Here is a 4,633-nt window from a genome sequence, read left to right as displayed (position 1 = left end):
GGCCTTCATCACTCACGCGGCATTGCTGGATCAGGCTTTCGCCCATTGTCCAATATTCCCCACTGCTGCCTCCCGTAGGAGTCTGGGCCGTGTCTCAGTCCCAGTGTGGCTGATCATCCTCTCAGACCAGCTAAAGATCGTCGCCTTGGTAGGCTTTTACCCCACCAACTAGCTAATCTTACGCGGGCTCATCCTTGGGCGATAAATCTTTGGTCCGAAGACATTATACGGTATTAGCACAAATTTCTCTGAGTTATTCCGTACCCAAGGGCAGATTCCCACGCGTTACGCACCCGTGCGCCACTAAGTCCGAAGACTTCGTTCGACTTGCATGTGTTAGGCATGCCGCCAGCGTTCGTTCTGAGCCAGGATCAAACTCTCAAGTTTGATGTTCGAATCTGCAAAGGTGGAATATCCCTCGCAAACCCGCTCATTTTAAGGAGCCTGGCCTACACAAGAAGCAACCTTCGAAAAGGCTGCTTCCACGTTATGGAAACGTGTAAGACATGTAGGTCAGGCTTGGCTTTTTATCCTGAGCACCTTGCACCTTAAAGCTGCAAGACCCAGGGCCGCCGCCCACATGTCCCTTCATCGACAATCACAATTTCAAAGAGCCACCGACAAGAAACAGCGGACAGTTGTCGTTCCCCGCTATTGCTATCGGGGGACATCTGTCCGTATCTGTTGGCGACCGGCTGGAGCGTGGCGTCTGGCGCCGCGCCCCGTCCGGTGAACAGGCCTCTAGGCCCCTCATCGATTCGCGTCAACAACCTTTTTGCAATTTTGTTTCAAAGGGTGTTCGAGACGTCGGGAGAGACCCTGACCAGAAGGACGAAATGGTGAGCGAAAGCGCGGAATTCAAGGGCATTGGCGCAGATAAGGAAAGTGCCGAGGCATTCGGAAGCCGCGTGCGAAGCGCGGTAATCTGGCGCTCGGGCAGCCAGATCCTCGCGCAAATCATCACCTGGGCATCGACTTTGCTCGTGATTCGCCTGCTCGATCCGTCGGATTACGGTCTTTTCGCGATGACTCAGGTGGTGCTCGCCTTCCTCGCCTTCCTCAATGGCTGGGGATTCGCGAGCGCACTGGTGCAATCCGACTCGGTCGATCCGTTCCGAATCAGGCAGGCCTTCGGGCTGCTGCTGCTGCTCAACGGGCTGCTCGCCGCGATCCAGTTCTTCGGCGCACCCTTTGCCGCCGCCTATTATGGCCAGCCGATGGTTGCCGACCTGCTGCGCGTGCAGGCGCTGATGTTCCTTGCAACGCCCTTCATCGCACTTCCTGAAGTGATGATGAGCCGCGCGCTCGATTTCCGGCGCCAGGCGATCGTCAATCTGCTCGCCGCGCTCGCGGGCGCGGGTACCGCGCTCGCCTGCGCGCTCGCACACTATGGGGTGTGGACGCTCGTCTATGCCCCGCTCGCCATGTTCTGGACGCGCGCGATCGGGCTGACTCTCGTCGCGCGGCTGCTCGTCTGGCCGAGTTTCAACTTCAGGGGCTGCGGCCAGATCATCGGCTTCGGATCCGCGGTCCTGTTCAGCCAGCTCTTCTGGCTCGTGCAGAGCCAGGCCGACATTTTCATCGCCGGCCGCCGATTCGACCCGCACGCTTTGGGCCTCTATGCCGAAGCCTTGTTCCTTGCGCAGATCTTCATGGCGAAATTCGTACCGCCGCTGAACGAGGTCGCCTTTCCCGCCTATTCGCGAATCAAGAACGACAAAGCGGCGGTGCGGTGGAGCTTCCTGAAGACGGTGCGCGTGCTGATGCTGATCGCCGCGCCCTTCTATTGCGGACTCGCGGTCGTCGCGGCGCCGATGGTCGAGACGCTGTTCGGCGTCAAATGGCTCGGCATGGTGCCCTATATCCAGCTGATCTCGCTCGCGCTGATCCTGATGACGGTGCAGATTCTCTTTGCCCCGCTCACCAACGCGCTGGGCAAACCGTCGATTTCGATGTTCACGGCGATGAGCGGCGCGTTCCTCTTTCCCGCCGCCTTCCTCGTTGGCGCGGAGTGGGGGCTGATCGGCATGGCGTGGGCCTGGCTGATCGCGGCCCCGCTGCTGCTGCTGGTGACCGCGCGCCTGTCGGCGTCACTGATCGGCGTAACCTTATGGGATATCGCGCGCGCGATGCTCCCCGGACTCGCGCCCGCGCTCGTGATGGCAATCGGGGTCGGCTTCGCTGCGGAGTTGATCGCCCCGCTTGGCCTTGCCGCGCCCGTGCGACTCGCGGGGCTTACGGCGCTCGGCGTCGCGCTTTATGGCGCGCTGCTCTGGCTGCTCGAGCGCGAGGCGATCAACGAAGTGATCAGACTGGTCCTGCGTCGGCAGCCGCCGGCGGCAGAAGCCGCCGTTCAGGACGCGATATAGTCGCGCATCGCCGAAGCCTCGGCCTCGATCCGGTCGATGCGATATTTGACGAGGTCGCCGATCGACACGAATCCGACGAGTCGTCCATTGTCGACAACGGGAAGATGGCGAATACGGCGCTGTGTCATCTGCGACAGCGCACCGATCACGGCGGTCCTCGAATCGCAGGTCACCGGCGATTTGGTCATCACCTCGTCAAGCTGGCGGTCGAGCGCCTCGGGCCCGTAGGAGGACATGAGCCGGACCAGATCGCGCTCGGAAAAGATACCGACGATCGCCTCGCCTTCCATCACCGGCACCGCGCCGATCCGGTGCTGGGCGAGCAAGTCGAGCACCGCGCGAACCGTGTCGTCCTTGCGCGCCGAAATTATGGGGCCCGTGCGCCCGTGCAGGATCGCTCCGATCGTCATTCCATGCCGCTCCCATGCTGATTCTCTGGAAGGCGAAGCCTATCATGATTCGCGGCAAAGCCGAAACAGATGGCCGCGGTCCATTCGCGCTTGGCCTTGCCTGCCGGCTGGTCCATGGAAGCGCCCATGGTCAAACGCTCCCCGCTCGACGATGGCGACACGTCGAAAATCGCCTGGGCCCGCTATCGCCGCCTGATGAAGGGCATGGCGCTGGTGTCGCTGGTCGCCGTCGTCGGGGCGCTCGGCTGGCTGCGTTTCACGATGGGCGACCAGCTCACCATCCATATGATGATCGCGACCGCCGCTGGCGTCGGCCTCTCCGTCCTGCTCGGCGCGGCCTTGATGGGCCTCGTCTTCCTGTCGAGCGGCAGCGGCCATGACGAAGCGATCGAGGACCCTTTCGAGGACGACCCGGATATGAACCATGACCGATAAGCCCGAATCCGACTGCCCGCGCGACCCGATCCTGCGCGTCGTCCCCCGCCCCGCCGATATCAATGCCAACGGCCATATCTTCGGCGGCTGGGTACTCAGCCAGATGGACATCGCAGGCGGCATCGTCGCCGGGCGCGAGGCGCAGGGCGCGGTCGCGACGGTTGCGATCGAAACGATGGAGTTTATCGCGCCGATCCTGCTGCGCGATATCATCTCCATCTATGCCACGATCGCACGGCGCGGGCGCACGTCACTCGCGATTCGGCTCGAAGTGATCGCTACGCGCGACGGCGGCCGCACCGAAGAACGCGTGACCGAGGGTGTTTTCACCTTCGTCGCGCTCGACGAGAATCACCGGCCGCGCGCGCTGCCGCCCGCCTGACGGCGGATCAATCGTCCCTGTTCTGAACGAAGGTCCGCACGATGCGGTCAGTCGCGGGCACGCGCACCTGCCAGTACCAGTTGCGGCCGCGTTGCTCCGCCCCTTCGGGCGCGGGGGCGAGCGCGAAGGGTATCACCAGTTCGACCGGCGCCACGACGGGGCGATCGTTCGTGATCGTTACTTCCCAATCGCGCCGCTTGCCGTCGCGGTCGGTCGTCTGGACGACGCGATACCGGACCCCGCCGCTGTCGCCGAGACCGAAATCGATTCGCTCGTCGACCGCCTTGTCGGCCGTGTGCGATTCGCCGACGAGCAGCCGCCGGCCGCCGATCTCCTCGAAAAATGCGATTTCGCCCGCTGGCAGCGCGAGCCCCAGCCCGTCGGCCTTGCGATTCCACATCCGCATCAAAATGCCCGCGGGGCGAAAATCCCCCCGGCCCGGATTGCCGACATAGGCCGAGTAAAGCTGTTCATAGACCACGCGATCCTGCGCAAGCAGCGCGACCTGTTTCTGCTGCTTCGCAGCGACATCGGTCCGAAACGGCAGCCGATATTGCTTGAGGTCGCCAAGATCCTCCTGACTGGCGAAGTCCGAACCGACCGCAGAGATCGCCAGCGGCACAGACTGTACCAATTCCTCGGGCATCCGCGCCCTGACGAGAATCTCGTCGCCATAAGCGCGCTGGTACCCGTTCTGCGATCCGCGAATCGGGATCAGGTCGGGCAATGCCCACAGCGGATGCGTGCTGGTTATGTCCATCGGCCAGCATTCGAGGCGGAGCGGTCCGGCATCGGCCACGGGCGCGCCGGCGCCCGCCTGCTTCGCCGGCCGGCCGGCGATGACATTCAGCTGTGCATTGGGAAAGCTTGTGACCCCACCATTGGCAATGGTGATCCAGCCGGTCATCGCGAGGCTTCTCCCGTCGGCGCGCGGCTCGGCGATATAATTGGCGGCCCAGTCGAAGCCTTCGGCCAGATAAAGAAGCTGAACCGTCACCGTGCGTGGCCGGTCGCTGGCCACAAGCACCGAGAGCGTC

The 4,633-nt window shown here is 62.9% G+C and carries 4 protein-coding genes, 1 rRNA gene and 1 pseudogene; 3 read left to right on the top strand and 3 right to left on the bottom strand.

Annotation, left to right across the window (positions count from 1 at the left end; translation table 11 throughout):
• Nucleotides 1-387 (bottom strand): 16S ribosomal RNA (locus tag VGD20_RS11030); the annotation flags it as partial.
• 449 nt (nt 388-836) lie between these two features.
• Between VGD20_RS11030 and VGD20_RS11025 the strand changes: the two genes are divergently transcribed.
• Nucleotides 837-2,369 carry a lipopolysaccharide biosynthesis protein gene (locus VGD20_RS11025; protein WP_331134490.1) on the top strand — a complete coding sequence of 511 codons (1,533 nt, stop codon included), beginning with the start codon at nt 837-839 and terminating at the stop codon, nt 2,367-2,369.
• On the opposite strand, the gene VGD20_RS11020 is transcribed toward VGD20_RS11025, so the two are convergent.
• Nucleotides 2,354-2,779, bottom strand: coding sequence for a CBS domain-containing protein (locus VGD20_RS11020; protein ID WP_331134489.1), 426 nt, complete (start codon nt 2,777-2,779; stop codon nt 2,354-2,356). The two genes, VGD20_RS11025 and VGD20_RS11020, sit on opposite strands and share 16 nt — an antisense overlap.
• A 126-nt stretch (nt 2,780-2,905) precedes the next feature.
• Here VGD20_RS11020 and VGD20_RS11015 point away from each other — a divergent pair, with 126 nt between their 5' ends.
• On the top strand, nt 2,906-3,214 hold the full coding sequence (locus VGD20_RS11015; RefSeq protein ID WP_331134488.1) for a hypothetical protein: 309 nt from the start codon (nt 2,906-2,908) through the stop codon (nt 3,212-3,214).
• Entirely contained in the window at nt 3,204-3,596 is a 393-nt protein-coding gene (locus VGD20_RS11010) for an acyl-CoA thioesterase (RefSeq protein ID WP_331134487.1), read from the top strand. Before VGD20_RS11015 ends, VGD20_RS11010 begins: the two co-directional genes overlap by 11 nt.
• Before the next feature lie 7 nt (nt 3,597-3,603).
• Here VGD20_RS11010 and VGD20_RS11005 read toward each other — a convergent pair.
• Nucleotides 3,604-4,633: pseudogene (locus VGD20_RS11005) on the bottom strand (hypothetical protein); the annotation flags it as partial.

The organism is Sphingopyxis sp. (assembly GCF_036402335.1).
Lineage (GTDB): Bacteria > Pseudomonadota > Alphaproteobacteria > Sphingomonadales > Sphingomonadaceae > Sphingopyxis.
This window is presented reverse-complemented; position numbering and strand designations above follow the sequence as displayed.